General features: G+C 40.6%; 12 protein-coding genes. 7 read left to right on the forward strand and 5 right to left on the reverse strand.

Translation table 11 applies throughout. The features are described 5' to 3' along the window. The first annotated feature begins 459 nt into the window (after window positions 1-459). From RSJ42_RS06065 to RSJ42_RS06085, 5 genes are all read left to right on the forward strand, one after another. Window positions 460-2,139 carry an ABC transporter substrate-binding protein gene (locus RSJ42_RS06065; RefSeq protein ID WP_410509778.1) on the forward strand — a complete coding sequence of 560 codons (1,680 nt, stop codon included), beginning with the start codon at window positions 460-462 and terminating at the stop codon, window positions 2,137-2,139. Between the two features lie 291 nt (window positions 2,140-2,430). After that, window positions 2,431-3,423, forward strand: a complete 993-nt coding sequence (locus RSJ42_RS06070) for an ABC transporter permease (RefSeq protein WP_410509779.1) — start codon at window positions 2,431-2,433, stop codon at window positions 3,421-3,423. A 22-nt stretch (window positions 3,424-3,445) separates the two neighbouring features. Further along, window positions 3,446-4,303 carry an ABC transporter permease gene (locus RSJ42_RS06075; RefSeq protein ID WP_410509780.1) on the forward strand — a complete coding sequence of 286 codons (858 nt, stop codon included), beginning with the start codon at window positions 3,446-3,448 and terminating at the stop codon, window positions 4,301-4,303. 36 nt (window positions 4,304-4,339) lie between these two features. After that, window positions 4,340-5,317 (forward strand): ABC transporter ATP-binding protein, encoded by a 978-nt coding sequence (locus RSJ42_RS06080; RefSeq protein WP_410509781.1) that lies wholly within the window; start codon window positions 4,340-4,342, stop codon window positions 5,315-5,317. After that, complete coding sequence (locus tag RSJ42_RS06085; RefSeq protein ID WP_410509782.1) at window positions 5,307-5,918, forward strand: ABC transporter ATP-binding protein; 612 nt, start codon at window positions 5,307-5,309, stop codon at window positions 5,916-5,918. The genes RSJ42_RS06080 and RSJ42_RS06085 overlap by 11 nt, the downstream gene beginning before the upstream one ends. A gap of 50 nt (window positions 5,919-5,968) precedes the next feature. On the opposite strand, the gene RSJ42_RS06090 is transcribed toward RSJ42_RS06085, so the two are convergent. The 5 genes from RSJ42_RS06090 to RSJ42_RS06110 form a co-directional block, all read right to left on the reverse strand. Next, complete coding sequence (locus RSJ42_RS06090; protein WP_410509783.1) at window positions 5,969-7,261, reverse strand: TIGR00341 family protein; 1,293 nt, start codon at window positions 7,259-7,261, stop codon at window positions 5,969-5,971. Window positions 7,262-7,403: 142 nt separating this feature from the next. Then, on the reverse strand, window positions 7,404-8,696 hold the full coding sequence (locus RSJ42_RS06095; protein WP_410509784.1) for a TIGR00341 family protein: 1,293 nt from the start codon (window positions 8,694-8,696) through the stop codon (window positions 7,404-7,406). 210 nt (window positions 8,697-8,906) lie between these two features. Continuing rightward, window positions 8,907-9,527: a DUF998 domain-containing protein gene (locus tag RSJ42_RS06100; RefSeq protein WP_410509785.1), complete on the reverse strand. Its 621-nt coding sequence runs from the start codon at window positions 9,525-9,527 to the stop codon at window positions 8,907-8,909. Window positions 9,528-9,772: 245 nt separating this feature from the next. Then, complete coding sequence (locus RSJ42_RS06105; RefSeq protein WP_410509786.1) at window positions 9,773-10,903, reverse strand: glycosyltransferase; 1,131 nt, start codon at window positions 10,901-10,903, stop codon at window positions 9,773-9,775. Window positions 10,904-10,986: 83 nt separating this feature from the next. Then, a complete protein-coding gene (locus tag RSJ42_RS06110; protein WP_410509787.1) occupies window positions 10,987-12,009 on the reverse strand; it encodes a hypothetical protein in 1,023 nt (340 codons plus the stop codon). Between the two features lie 1,093 nt (window positions 12,010-13,102). On the opposite strand from RSJ42_RS06110, the gene RSJ42_RS06115 reads away from it, so the two are divergent. Continuing rightward, a complete protein-coding gene (locus tag RSJ42_RS06115) occupies window positions 13,103-13,609 on the forward strand; it encodes a hypothetical protein (RefSeq protein WP_410509788.1) in 507 nt (168 codons plus the stop codon). A 435-nt stretch (window positions 13,610-14,044) separates the two neighbouring features. Further along, window positions 14,045-14,410 carry a DUF1428 domain-containing protein gene (locus RSJ42_RS06120; protein ID WP_410509789.1) on the forward strand — a complete coding sequence of 122 codons (366 nt, stop codon included), beginning with the start codon at window positions 14,045-14,047 and terminating at the stop codon, window positions 14,408-14,410. The last annotated feature ends 79 nt before the right edge of the window (window positions 14,411-14,489 follow it).

Below are 14,489 nucleotides of genomic sequence, written 5' to 3' on the forward strand. Positions count from 1 at the left end.
CCTCTTATTTTTTTAAACTATTCAGAAGACTCTTCTCATTCAATAGGCGGGATAAAATTGGTGGGTACGGAGATAAAAATTTTTTTGATAACGAAATAAAATGGAGATTATTGACTCCCTGTTTGGATAACATAAAATTATATTTTTCATTTATAGAATACTTATCAAAAAAACCCAGCAGGAATTAAAAATTAGATTTAGTATTACTAAATTTTCTAAAAATTAGATTAAATATTACATATTTATCGCAAGGTACTTATAGAAAATTGGTTTTAATCATTTAACATTAATTTGAAGAAGAGTAACACTTCTACAGATTTCCTGTAATAATATTATTCAAAAACTCCAGTTATTTCAACACGGGTTCGTAGGAAACCGCTATCGTGTTCAGTTAAGTGTATTCAGGATATTAATATATCAGGAGGAGTTCCGATCAAGAAAAACCAGCAATATTTGTCTGTGGGTACATTAATAGTAATTATAGCATTTATTGGTATTATCAGTTCCACTTCCGGCTGCGTATCCAGCTCGACGGATGATCCTGAGCTGGGTTCTGCACCAGGACCGGAGTCAGGTTCGGCATCAGCCAGTTTAACTTCCCGGGCTTCCGATGAACTGGTAGTAAATGTGTATTCGCACACAAGGGAACCGGAAACAGGATTTGACCCTCTTCTGGGATGGGGATGCGGTCATGTGAATTTTGAGCCATTAATACAGAGTACTCTTTTCAAGTCGGCTGATGACGGCAGTATCATAAATGACCTTGCTACAGGTTATTCTGTAAGTCCTGATGGGAAGACATGGACCGTAAATGTAAGGGATGATGTCAAATTCACTGACGGAGAGAAATTAACAGCTGAAGACGTTGCATTTACATTCAATACTGCAATTGGAAGTAATTCCGAACTCGACATGAGTAACCTTGAAAATGCCAGGGCAATAAATGAGACGGCAGTTGAATTCAAACTAAAAGAGCCACAGTCCAGTTTTATCTGGAGGCTAAGGTATGTTGGGATTGTGCCTGAACATGCCTATACAAAAGGGACCTATGGAGCAAGCCCTATAGGGTCAGGCCCGTACAAACTGGTACAGTGGGACAAAGGGCAGCAGGCAATCCTTGAGCTTAATGACAATTACTATGGACAGAAGCCGTACTTTAAAAAAATAACCATGTTATTCCTGGATAAGGACACTGCATTTGCAGCTGCAAAGTCCGGCAAAGTAGACATAGCTGAAGTCGATATCACCCATGCAAATCAAACCATAAATGGTTATGGTTTAATCTCGCTTCCTTCCTCAAGAGCATTCGGAATTTCTTTCCCGATGCAGAACGATACCGGCAAAAAAAACCTTGCAGGAGACCCTGTAGGCAACGATGTAACATCGGACATAGCAATTAGAAAAGCTTTAAACACGGGAATTGACAGAAAAGCAATACTTGACGGGGTAGTATACGGAAAGGGAGATGTGGAGTATACAGGTGTGGATCAGAGAGCCTTTGGAAATCCGAAAGCCAGGGTTAATGATTCAAACCCTGAAGAAGCTAAAAAAATACTTGAAGATGCAGGCTGGAAAGACACGGACGGCGACGGAATCCGCGAAAAAGACGGAACCAGAGCAGAATTTGACCTGTATTATTCTTCATCCGATCAGACAAGGCAGGCTCTATCGGTAGCTGTCAGCGAACAGGCGAAAAAGTTGGGTATAAAAATAAATCTTGTCGGTACAAACTGGGATGAAATATACGCAAACCAGTACAGTTCAGCCGTTTTATACGCCTACAGCAGTATAGATACTTTTAATCTGTACCAGCAATATCATACTAAAGAAGCCGATGATACATACAGAAACCCCGGTCTTTACAGCAATCCTGTCGTAGACGGGTATCTGGAAACAGCTTTGAGAACTTCAGACCAGGATGAGGCTGTCAAAAACTGGCAGTTAGCTGCATATGACGGAAACACCGGCTTTGGGCCTGCAGGAGATGCCACATGGTTATGGCTTGTAACAATGGACTATCTCTACGCGGTCGATGAAACCGTAGATATGGGAACCCCGGAGAAAAATGCCGGATCGGATGTCTTAGGAAATATCTACGAGTGGACAAGGACAAACGCAACCGGTCCTTCTCAGAAATGAATGATACTTAAAAAGAGCAGTGATTCGGAGCAAATGGTGGTTTAAAACAAGTACAGATAAAGTGAGAGATTCTCTTTAAAGGGAGAAATTTTCTCACTTTTTTAACTGCGCTTTGAATTCCCTCTTTCGTTTTTTTATTTCGATCATAATTGAGAGTAAAGAGAGCAAATGCACAGGAATATCTGGAGAGTCTATTTCGACCTTGAAGTATGAATAGTAGTTAGAATAATAACAAATATTATAATGATTCAAAAGTAAATTAACATCAAGTGACAATAGTGAGGGAAGTGTGTGCCGGATACCGAAAAAATAGCGAGTTTTGCAGGGAAAAAAGTAATAAGGCTGGTAAGTCTTCTTGTTGTAGTTTGTTTTGTAAGTTTCATGCTTATTCAATACTCGCCCATAGACCCTGTCAGAGCCTATATAGGGGAAATGACAGTCAGTCCAGAGCATAAAGCCAAACTTGAAGAATACTGGGGAGTCAATACCCCTCCGCAGGAAAAGTTCCTGAACTGGGCAGGAAATATTCTCAAAGGGGATTTTGGGACATCATTGATTTACCGGATGCCTGTAGCTGACGTAATTAAAGAAAGGTCTATGGCATCTTTCGTCCTTATGGCAATTTCATGGCTGTTTTCAGGAGTACTGGGTTTCATTCTGGGAATAGTGGCAGGAATGAATAAGGGCACATGGGTTGACAGGGCAATAAAAACTTACTGTTACGTGCTGGCAGCCACCCCGACATTCTGGCTGGCGCTGGTTCTGCTAATGATATTTTCCGTAAGCCTTGGGTGGTTCCCGATAGGCCTGAGTGTACCCATAGGGGTTACGGCTGATAATGTGACGTTTTTTGACCGGATACAGCATTTAATTCTACCTGCATTGACCCTGAGTTTACTGGGAGTAGCCCAGATCGCAATGTTTACCCGGGAAAAATTAAATGAAGTCCTGTCCAGCGATTATGTGTTATTCGCAAAAGCAAGAGGTGAAAAAGGGCTGGACCTGGTATTAAGGCATGGGATCAGAAACGTTGCACTTCCTGCAATTACTCTGCAATTTTTAGGGTTCAGCGAACTGTTCGGCGGAACAGTCCTGGTTGAACAGGTATTTTCCTATCCGGGAATCGGACAGGCAGCAGTAGCGGCAGGGTTAAGGTCTGATGTGCCTTTGCTTTTAGGGATAGTCATTTTCAGCGCTATATTTGTGTTTTGCGGAAACCTGATTGCTGACATTATTTACGAATTCGTTGACCCCAGAATAAAACAGCAGGAGGCAACAGTATGAACATTATAGAGGAGGCTGGATTATGAGCACTGCTGTTGCAACAGTTAACAAAGGAGTATTCCGGGAACTGAACCTGAGACAGAAGACCCTGCTGATAATAGGTCTGACATCATTTTTACTGCTTACGATAGTGGTTTCAAGTGTCACTATGGATGAAGATTCCTTAAAGACCGATTTTGGCTCAAAAAACCTTAACCCTTCAGCTGAACACCCGTTTGGGACAGACTGGATGGGAAGGGACATGTTTATACGTACCGTCAAAGGGCTTGGTTTAAGCATCCTGGTCGGAGCTTTTGCCTCTACAATCAGTACCGTACTGGCTGTAGTTCTGGGCCTGCTGTCAAGCGCAGGGAAGGCTGCAGATTCATTTGTTTCCTGGATGGTAGACCTGTTCCTTTCGATCCCTCACCTTCTTTTAATAATCCTCATTTCCATAGGACTCGGAGGAGGGGCTTATGGAGTCGTTATGGGTGTCGCGTTAACGCACTGGACTAGCCTGACAAGGGTGGTAAGAGCAGAAATCAAGCAGCTGAAGACGCAGGAATACATCAATATTTCGAGGAATCTTGGGAAATCAAAATGGTGGATAGCTACGAAACACATCCTGCCCCATTTAATTCCGCAGATATTGCTCGGCACTATTTTGATGTTTCCTCATGCTATTCTTCACGAAGCTTCTGTCACATTCCTAGGATTTGGGCTTTCCCCGCACGAGCCGGCAATAGGTATCATTTTATCAGAGTCTATGAAATACCTGTCAGCAGGATACTGGTGGCTTGCGTTTTTCCCTGGTTTGTCACTCCTGATAGTTGTTCTGGCATTTGACATGATAGGAGACAACCTGGGAAAGATAATCGATCCGAAAACTGCTCAAGAGTGAGTTGTATTTGTAAAATTTCAATTTAAAGGTGGGAATATGAAAAGCAAATATGAAATTAATGCTGAAGAAAGCAGGAAAACTGAAGCCCTGTTAAAAGTAAAAGACCTCTCACTTTCCTTTGTTCAATATACCTCAGGGCTCAGGCAGACCGAATTAAAAGTAATCTCCAATTTGAGTATAGAGGCGTATAGAGGAAAAATCCTGGCTGTCGTGGGATCAAGCGGTTCAGGTAAAAGTCTTCTTGCCCATGCGATTTTAGGAATTTTGCCTTCAAATGCGGTACTTAAAGGGAAGATCGAATACAACGGCATAGAGCTTACTCAGGAAAAGAAAGAAGAAATCAGGGGTAAAGAAATAGCTCTGGTCCCCCAATCAGTAACTTACCTGGACCCTTTAATGAAGGTTTCCGATCAGGTAATAGGGCGTGTTGAAAAAGAAAATGCAGGCTTGATGAAGAAGCTCCAGAGAGAAATTTTCCAGAGATACGGCTTAAAACAGAATGTTGAAAGGATGTATCCCCATGAGCTTTCTGGCGGGATGACCAGAAGAGTCCTGGTTTCCACTGCAGTAATAGGTTCTGCAAACCTTGTAATCGCAGACGAGCCCACTCCTGGACTGGATGAAAAGACCCTGAACGAGACGCTGGATTATTTCAAAGACATGGCAAATAAAGGCTGTGCAGTAATAGTTATAACTCATGATATAGAGGCAGCGCTAAAGATTTCTGATAAAATTGCCGTCTTTTATGCAGGTACTGTCCTCGAAGTAGCCAATGCTGCAGATTTCAAAAACGATGGTGAGAACTTAAGACATCCTTATACCCGGGCACTCTGGAATGCACTTCCCCTGAATAAATTCCAGGCAATTAAAGGTCATCAGCCAATGCAGGATGAAGTCATTGACGGATGTATTTTTTACGACAGGTGCTCAAAAAAGAACGAACTATGCTCTAAAGGCGTTCCTCAATTTCAAAAGGTGAATGGAGGGGTTGTGAGGTGCAATAATGTGTCTTAAAGGTGAAAATATCAGTTTCGGGTATAAAAAAAATAGTCTGGTTCTGAATAATATCAGTATTTCTCTGGACCGTGGAGAGGTACTGGGTCTGATCGGGGATAGTGGGAGTGGGAAATCAACTCTGTGTAAAATACTCGCTGGTTACGAAAATAACTATGAGGGAAAGGTAAGCCTTGATGGAAAAGGAATTCCATCAAAAGGATATAACCCTGTCCAGCTCATATTCCAGCATCCGGAAAAGGCTGTAAACCCGAAATGGAAAATGAAAGATATTCTAAATGAAGGGCATAATGTCCCTCAGGAGATTCTGGATTCATTCGGAATAAAAAAAGGCTGGCTTAACCGCTGGCCTAATGAACTTTCGGGGGGAGAGCTTCAAAGGTTTGCACTTGCAAGAGCTCTGGGCCCTGAGACTAAATTTCTAATAGCAGACGAAATGACCACGATGCTGGATGCTATTACGCAGGCTCAGATCTGGGGTACGGTTCTGGGTATAGTTGAAGAGAAAAACATTGGGGTACTTGTTGTAAGCCACGAAAAAAATTTGATTAAAAGACTATGTCATGACACTATTTATTTAAAAGATATAAATAATGTCTGATAGCGTTGAAAATCTGCTATTCAACCTATTTTTAGTTTTTTAAAGGAAGCTTAAGTAGTCTGCTGGGCTTCTATGAACCCGACCCTTACCCTTACTTCCCTGCCTGTGAATTCTGTCAGGTGGTCGTCAATTCTCTGGGCTATGCCCGGGGGCAGTTCCTGACCTGCCCTGCGATACAAAATAACAGTTACCCTTGCAGGCTCATTTAAAATCAGGTCAGCAGGTCTATAACTGACATCTACACTTTCGGTGACCAGCCTCATATCCTCATATTCGGATTCGTTAAGCATAACCGATACCTCTGCTTTTGCCTGCTGTTCCATAAGCGCAGTCTGTGAGGATACATAGGTTACAAGCCCAAGTACGGTTGAGAGTATTGCTATTGCAACTCCGAGAACCATAACGTTTGATACCACAGCTTTGCGGGCTCGACCAACAGCCGAAGGTCTCAGAGGCCTGAAGCCTGAAAGCCAGAAAAGGACAAGAGCTGAGATATTGATAGCAAGAACGTTCACAAGTACCAGGACAGACGAAATAATCGCTACTGCAGGGAGCCCAAACGCAAACCCAAGCCCGGCAGTTGCAGCAGGAGGAACAAGGGCAGCTGCAATGGCAACCCCAACAAGGGCAGACCCTGCATTTCTTATTATGCTTATGGCACCTGCAATGCCTGATCCAAGAGCAAGAAAAAGAGACAGGAAATTCGGGCTTGTCCTTTCAGCTACCTGGGAAATCTCACGGATATCAATTCCTGGAGGCATTATACCTAATTCCATGACCAGAAAGCCGATAAGAGCACCTACTGCTATTGCCAGTAAAAGGCCTGCTATCTGCAGGGTTAACCCGCGAGTAACAAGCTTCCGGTCATAAACAACTGTACCTACACTTGTGGAGATTGCAGGCCCCATTAAAGGAGCTATAACCATGGCTCCAATTATCGTGGCAACCGAATCGAGCAGGAGCCCGGCAGTCGCAATGGCCGTGCTCAGTATTAAAAAGGCGGCATACGTAGATACCGGAGGCGCAAGATCCTGTGCGCGCGTAATTAGTTCTTCTCTGGATATTCGCTGGTCAGGATAGTGCTCTTTCAGGGTATCTATACGCCTTGAAATCACCATCTCTGGCGCTAGGACAATTGTATATGTATCCTCCCCGACTCCTGCTTTACGCAATTTCTCAAGCACAGGTTCGACTCCAACTGGAGGAATTGGAAACTGGACAACAGCTTCAAAGTCTCCCCTTCCGGTTTCTTGCCAGGCTGCGTAATCGATACCTTCGGCATCGAGAGTTTTCAGCACCGAGTCTCGTTTTCCTTTTGGAATGAGTACCTCAACCAGACGCATAATGAAAAATATGTTACCAGACTATTTATTATTATTAACCAGAATAAAATAAAACCAGCAGTAACCAGCAGTTAAATTTTGAGGTGATTGACCTTTACATTATATGGTTGCGGAAAAGCTAATATTCGGTTATTGTAAGCATTTATGGAAAACGCTGTGACTCTACGAAACCGACTCTGACTTCAATATCCTCACCTGTGGCTTCTGTCAAACGGGTATTGGCTTTGCGGGCTATGTCAGGAGGGACTTCCTGACCTGCGCTGCGACCTACCAGTACGGATACCTGTACAGGTTCGCCTAAAAGGAGGGCTGCAGGCCTGTAGTCAACTGCAACTCCTTCAAGGGTCAAGCCTATTTCATCATATTCGGGTTCCTGGAACATGGATACTATTTCTGCGTTTATTTCCTGTTCAACAACAGTTGTCTGGAAAGAAGCATAAGTAACAAGCCCAAGGGCTATGGAGAGTAAGGCAATCGCAGAGACAAGGAAAACAGCACGTAAGATCACGGAGGAGCGAGCATGCCCGATTGCTTCTGCCTCTGCAGGTCGAAATCCGGAAACCCAGAGCATAATAAGGGCTGATACATTGACTGCAAGCAGGTTGACAAGAACAAGCACTGCAGCTGCAATTGCTACCCCGGGCAATCCCCATGCAATTCCCAACCCGGAGGTTGCAGCAGGGGGAACAAGCGCAATTGCAATTGCAACCCCCACAAGAGCAGACCCTGCTCCCCTGATTATACTTATAGCGCCTGCAATGCCTGATCCAAGAGCAAGGAAAAGGGACAGGAAATTTGGGCTTGTCCTTTCGGCTACCTGGGAAATTTCACGAATATCGAGGCCGGGAGGCAAAAGTATGGATTCTCTCAAAAGGGTTCCAAGCAGTGCACCTATTGCAATTGCAAGCAGAAGTCCTCCAGCCTGTAATCTTATTCCTCTTGAAGCAAGTTTTCTGTTATCGAGAACAGTCCCCACACTCGCAGAGATCGCAGGACCCATCAAAGGGGCTACGACCATTGCCCCGATGATTGTTGCAGCCGAATCAAGCAGGAGCCCTCCGGTTGCGATAACAGTACTCAGGATAAGAAAAGCAAGGTATGTAGAAGTCTCAGGTGCAAGGTTCTCTGCACGTTCGGTTAGTTCTTCCCGAGAGATACGGGTTCCTGAGTAGCGCCGTTTCAGGGTTTCAATGCGTTTTGATACTACAGTTTCGGGTGCCAGAACAATCGTGTATGTGTTCTCGCTAACCCCGGCTTTTCTCAACCTTTCAAGCACAGGTTCCACACCAATCGGAGGAACAGGAAACTGTACAAGGGCTTCAAAATCCCTTCTCCCAGTCTCATCCCAAACAGCATAGTCTATTCCTTCCTCGTCAAGCGCTGCCAGCACAGGCTGTCGCTTCCCCGCCGGAATAAGTACCTGAACCAGACGCATATTAAATATATAGCATTTGAATAATTATCTTTATCGGAAAATAAAATGTTTAATTATAATTTTAGTATTCTCACAATATCTTATGGTATTTTAATAGCCTTTTATTTTCCTCGGGTAAAAATTGGTACAGACGGATTTTAAGATAATAAGGTACGGGCACTTTTGAATAATACAAGGTTATTTCAAATATCAATTGAGACTGTACAGTACTTACGATCGAGAATATCCCATCAAATATCCTCCGAAACCTGTAACCCATAGCAGGATTGGATATGCAACCCATCTCTCAAGCCCTCCAATCCCGAGAACTGCAAAAGGGCTTGAGTCCATCATGATGTAGTATAGAATAAGGTCTAAAAGCGAGATTCCCCCAAGTAATACTGAAAAATAATTCAACGGCGCTCCCTGTATCCTGTAACTTGCAACTGCTGACAATCCGCCTGCAAGAAAGGCGAGAAGGGCAAAAATAGCATGGATATTCCCATAGCTTCCATCAAAGATTCCCACACCAGACACACCGATCCCAAAAAGGCCTGTAAGTGAAGCAATAACCGGTCTCCTGAATGCGTGATAAATGCAATAAGCAGAGGCAATTATCAAAAGCCCTGAGACTAACATTGAAGTATTAAAAATGGTTGCGGATGGTTCGATAATAATACTATTCGGGGGCAGGCTTGCACCAAGGTCACTTATTGTGTTCTGAGCGGTATTATATCCGGGATAAAGAGTCTCAGCTGTTATTATTCCCATAAAAGCCAGCACACCTGCAGTAAATAGAAGTGCTCCGGCAAAATTTTCATACCGCATGCGAGAGTGTGATTTGTCAACCATTATAATCGGATAAAAATAAGGGTTTGTAATATTTAGTCGTTATTGAGTAGAACTATAGAGTAAAACTTTTAGAGTATGTGAGAGTAATTGATAATATCAGTCATGAAAGAAAGTAAAGTTAGAAGTAAGAGAAAGATATAAGTCCAAACATAGAAGCCAAAATGCAGCATCTCTTTTTAAAGGAGCTTTTCTGTTTTAAAGTAACTTTTCTGTCCCACCTCACAATTTATGAAAAGCTATCTGTTTTAGTAATGTAGTTTTGCTTTCCATGTTAAATTCCTGTTTACCAGGTAGTTCCAGAAAAAAACAATCAATATTCCTATAAAGTTCGATATAAGGTAGTAAATTCCAAAAAAATCCGTCAGAAAATATAATATCCCCATATTAATTAAGAGCCCTACAATTGAAACGCATTGAAAAGAGAAGAACCTGTGAAACCAGTTCTGTATATATAAATCCGGTTCGTCTTTTATCTTAAATGTCCAGCAGTCATTCAAAAGGAAATTATTGAGAATGGAAATCTCGATAGCTATTCCGCTGGCTATTAAATAGTAAAGACCAAGATATTCTGTAAATAAGTACAGAAGGCCGGTGTTAACAAATACTCCAGATAATCCAACGAGACCAAACCTTGTCAGCTTCTTCCATTCATTCCATACATGGTTATTTCGAAAAACAAAAGAGTATGCAATGATGTTTAGAATTTGCTTTGCAAAATCGCTTATAATGCAAAAACTAAGTTTACTCTCTCCCTCCTGTCTGTCCGTAAAAGTAAATGGGATCTCTATAATCGATTTCCATTGACCTTTGCCAAGAACTTCCATAAGAATCTTGTATCCTCGAGGTCGAAGTTGATAACCTTCGATCACTTCTCTCCTGAGAGCAAAAAATCCGCTTACAGGGTCCGTAACTTCCGGGAATAGTATTCTTCCGAGACCTGTTGCTCCAAGAGACAGTACTCTACGTTTAAGAGGCCACTGTTTAATTCCTCCCCCATGAGTATATCGGCTCCCTATAACGACATCGGCTCCTTTTTTTATTTCATCATAAAAATGAGGAATCAGGCATGGGGGATGAGAAAAGTCGGCATCGATTACCATAAAGATATCCGAATTCGCCTGCCTGAAACCTTCTACTACGGATTGTGAAAGTCCATGATCTGAGTGCCGAACAATTATTTTCAGATTATTATATTTTAGGGTAAGGTCCTGGACAATTTTAATAGTTTTGTCTCTGGATTCATCATCAACAACCAGAATCTCACCGTGAATTTTATTTGTTGATAGAGTCAGGTAAACCGCCTCTATTATGCCAGCAATATTGACCTCTTCGTTAAAGGTAGGGATAATGACTGTAATTTCATATTGAGTGCGCATTTTTGGCTCCTGTATAAATTTATGAATGGAAGAATAATTAACCGGAAAAATTTCCATATAAATAATCAACAAAATCTCACTGTTTACACCACGAGATCAAAACTATTGGTCCAGAATACCATTAAACAGCCCTGCATAAGAGCAAAAAATATCGTAACAAGATCATCATTGATGCGGTCTTTTGTCATACTTGAAAAAAGAATATAGATTGGGAAAATTACGAGAACAAATCTGGGCATGGATTGAATCCCAGTAGAAAGCGGGATGAAAAGAGAATATATACCAAACAACCAGTACGAAAATCGGATTTTTCTGTAAAATAATAAGAAAATAAAAATAGAAATGGTTGCAAAAATTGCTTCAAAACGGGTGAACATATTTCCGTCATAGCCATTAATAATGGTTTCCAGAGGATTCATATGGTATCTCCCCCATGCAGCCTGACCATGTACAAAAGCTAAAAAATCTCCTGTCAAATAAAAGTTAAAAATTATGAAAGAGATTATTCCCAGGGGAATTAATAATAGATAAAAAAGAGGTAATATCCTATCCCTGGCTTCTTTAAAGGACTTTAAATTTCTTTTTTCTTTTAATAATGGTATAAGACCTTCAAAGATCAAAGGCAAGAAAATCAGGACGCCAACAGATCGTGTCAAAGATAGAAAGAAACCAGCTATGCCTGCAAGGTGCCATTTATCCGTTCTGGCATAATAGAAACACATAAGGGCAAGAGCCAGATAAAGAGATTCGGTGAAGACTCCAGATAAGATAAATGAAACAGGAAAAAGGAGCAGGTATTTTACCGATCTGAAGGCACTGCTTTCGTCTGAATCAAGCCTGACAAGTTTGTAGAGAAAAACACAGGCGACGATTAAAGAAACATTGGATATTATAAAGCCGGCAGTATACTGGTCTCCTATAGTTGAGCCAAGAAATCTCATAAGTATAGGATAAAAAGGAAAAAAAACAACATTTGTTTGATGCGAAATTAATTCTTCCAGAGGCCTTGGAGTATATCCATTCTGAGAAATGTCCATGTACCAGCCTGTATCCCAGACTCCCCATATGTCCAGCCAGATGTTATTGGTCCATATACGTTGAGTCACTCTATGTGATTCCAGAAGCTTCCTGGATAACACACCGATTATGCTCAAAACTATTCGTGTACTGAAAAACATTAATAGAATATATTTAATCTCAGGCTTGTTTAATCTAGATTTAACGAATGATATTACATCCATTTTACTGGTTCCTGTTTATCGCTGGATATTCGTTATTCAACAACTTTTTAAGTTGTAAATTTTTAATTTAAAATAAAATGAATTGGAAGTGCTGTAAAATTTTTTTATAATATATCTGCTTAAGTTCCTGTCACTCTAATATGAATACAAATTCTAATGAGCACAAATTCCAAAGGAAATTTATATTTAAGAATAAAATGTATTTAGAATTTATATTATCTGAATTACTTAGAAATGTGGCAGCTTAAAATCTTTTACCTCTGTATATAATTCTTTTGATTTTTTCCAGCGGTTTAGCCTGCTTTAAAAGACTGAAAAATACAGGAATATCCGTATATTATTCTGCAATCTGTTCTATTCTGCAATCTGTTTTATTCTCCAATCTGTTTTATTCTCCAATCTGTTTTGTTTCGCCCAAAAGCATTCGCAGCAATTACTACAAAGCAAAAATATTCTATATCCCAGGAACTGGCAGAACAGAAAATATTATTAACGCTGAAGCTTCTGTGATCTGTCTGCGAAATCCGCCTCTGTTCAGAAACGAAAATAGTTGGTCCAAAACACGAAATCAAGAAAAGAGATGATAGGTCTTTTAGATGTCCGTAAACGGAAGCATTTTTCAGGATCATTGTTTCAAAACTACTTTAATATAGAATAATAATGATAAAAATAGGACTAATTTTAACCTTTACATCGGATTCGAATACTTGTATTCCAAATAAAAATATTCAAAAATGTGTGGGGATTTTTAGAGATTGATGCCCCAGATAACCACGCATAAATAAGAAAAAAATAATTTCTCAAGGACAATCTGTGCTTTCTAATGAAAATAAGCCGTACAAAGAGTTCGCTATTTCAAGAAATGAATGTTTCTACTAACATTTTACTCAAAGTTACCTGTTTAAAGAAACAATAAGAGGATCTATGAAGGGACAAAATCCGGCTTTTTGAGAGGTGTATGGCAGTGTCTCAGGAGATTGGAAAGAAAATTGATGGTAAAAAACAAATTGATAACCTTATTTCCGAATCCAACGATATGCTCAAATCTTTACGTGAATTCTTTTACATGGTTCCTATCCAGTGCGATCCTTACACTGGCATAGATGCATGCAGTGTAATTAACCTTCCCAGGATGTGGGAGTATGATCCGGACATGAAATTTGATCAGTCTGAAGACCCGGCTCTTCATTACAGATGGTTTAAATTGACTCAGGATCAGTTTCTTGTGCAGGATGAGCTGTTCAGAAGATACATAGACTGGGTTTCATCTGCCAGAGAAATGGTTGAGAAATTTTCACCGGAAAAACTGGACGAGTTTGATGAAGAATCAAAAACCGTCAGAAAATGGATAGAAATGAGCGAGCGGCTGCCATCGGATGACAGTAAAGAGATGTTTTTAAGATTCAAAAAGCATTTTTTAAGCCAGCAAAAAATTATTTCTTCCTTACTTGAGCACGTAAAGTAATACTGCTTTAAAAAATCTCAAAAATCAGTTTTCTAACGGTTTTAATCCTGCTGGAAATATTTATTTCTGCCGCAGTGCATCGAAATTCTTCCTGATTCTTTGCAAATATAAAGGTGTCGGAATTCTAAATAAAAGGTACGGGATAAAACAGCTCTTCATACATTACTTCTGCCAGTTTAACCAAAATCCAGATACTGATCTTAGATAAGCTGAATAGTTATCTGAATAATAGTTACTGGGATATTAAAATAATATCCTGGAAATAAAAGAGACCATAGTTACTAAAAAGCAAAGTATAAAGTCCGGTCAGAGCTGTGAGTTACACTTTTATTTTTCTGGAAATAAAACGCAGCGACAGTATCTCCAGAATATGGGCTGGAAAATGAAAAAAGAAGGCAAAGGAATAGAAAAAGAAGGCAAAGGAGAAGAGAAAGTATGGAAAGATATGTGGACGGGTTCTTACTTCCCATCGCTAAAGACAAGGTAAGCAAATACAAAGAAATCGCTCAAAAATCAAGTCAGATATGGAAAGAGCTTGGCGCTTTAGAGTATTACGAATGTATCGGAGACGATCTGGATATTGAAGAAATGGTTTCTTTCAAAAAAGCGGCTAATGCTTCTGAAGAAGAAGTTGTTATTTTTTCATGGATTGTTTACGAATCAAAAGAGCAAAGAGACAAAATAAACGAAGCAGTTATGAATGACCCAAGGATGAAAGAAATGATGGAATCCGGCGATCAGGATCTATTTGATTACAGGCGCATGGCTTATGGCGGGTTTAAAATACTGGTGAACCTTTAACTTTGTATCCTGTTGCAGCCGATAACAAATGAAGCATCGGCTTTCCAATTTAGGTAATTTGAAAGTAAATGAAATTGTT

This window comes from Methanosarcina hadiensis (assembly GCF_046529725.1).
Taxonomy (GTDB): Archaea; Halobacteriota; Methanosarcinia; order Methanosarcinales; family Methanosarcinaceae; genus Methanosarcina; species Methanosarcina hadiensis.

Excerpts from the sequence above, each read along its gene's own strand:
- RSJ42_RS06075 (WP_410509780.1), top strand. The coding sequence starts at position 3,446 with ATGAGCACTGCTGTTGCAACAGTTAACAAAGGAGTATTCCGGGAACTG.
- RSJ42_RS06080 (WP_410509781.1), top strand. The coding sequence starts at position 4,340 with ATGAAAAGCAAATATGAAATTAATGCTGAAGAAAGCAGGAAAACTGAA.
- RSJ42_RS06085 (WP_410509782.1), top strand. The coding sequence starts at position 5,307 with ATGTGTCTTAAAGGTGAAAATATCAGTTTCGGGTATAAAAAAAATAGT.
- RSJ42_RS06090 (WP_410509783.1), bottom strand. The coding sequence starts at position 7,261 with ATGCGTCTGGTTGAGGTACTCATTCCAAAAGGAAAACGAGACTCGGTG.
- RSJ42_RS06095 (WP_410509784.1), bottom strand. The coding sequence starts at position 8,696 with ATGCGTCTGGTTCAGGTACTTATTCCGGCGGGGAAGCGACAGCCTGTG.
- RSJ42_RS06100 (WP_410509785.1), bottom strand. The coding sequence starts at position 9,527 with ATGGTTGACAAATCACACTCTCGCATGCGGTATGAAAATTTTGCCGGA.
- RSJ42_RS06105 (WP_410509786.1), bottom strand. The coding sequence starts at position 10,903 with ATGCGCACTCAATATGAAATTACAGTCATTATCCCTACCTTTAACGAA.
- RSJ42_RS06115 (WP_410509788.1), top strand. The coding sequence starts at position 13,103 with ATGGCAGTGTCTCAGGAGATTGGAAAGAAAATTGATGGTAAAAAACAA.
- RSJ42_RS06120 (WP_410509789.1), top strand. The coding sequence starts at position 14,045 with ATGGAAAGATATGTGGACGGGTTCTTACTTCCCATCGCTAAAGACAAG.